This is a genomic window from Bacillus cereus group sp. BfR-BA-01430 (genome assembly GCF_022663115.1).
In the GTDB taxonomy this organism is placed as follows: domain Bacteria; phylum Bacillota; class Bacilli; order Bacillales; family Bacillaceae_G; genus Bacillus_A; species Bacillus_A cereus_BD.
This window is the reverse complement of record NZ_JAKUEW010000122.1, coordinates 1-202: the sequence shown is the minus strand read 5'-3', so window position 1 is coordinate 202 and position 202 is coordinate 1. Positions and strand designations below refer to the sequence as shown.

The window sequence follows — 202 nt, the reverse complement described above, 5'->3', positions numbered from 1 at the left end:
AACACTTCCCTTAGAAAGAGAAGTGTTTTTCCTTTGTTACTGATTTGTGCTAGAAGATTGTGATTTTTTTGCAGCTGATTGTGCGTTTTGCTTTTTCACTGCTTGCACATCTGTTTCAGTTGCAAACTCTGTACCATAACTAGCATTTGTGCTTTGAATGCTAGCGCCAGAAGTTGCTTTGTTATAACCTTGTTGTTTTTTG

1 pseudogene is annotated in these 202 nt (G+C 37.1%); it reads right to left on the bottom strand.

The features are described from left to right. Positions 1-51: 51 nt before the first annotated feature. Positions 52-202: pseudogene (locus tag MR058_RS23220) on the bottom strand (gamma-type small acid-soluble spore protein); the annotation flags it as partial.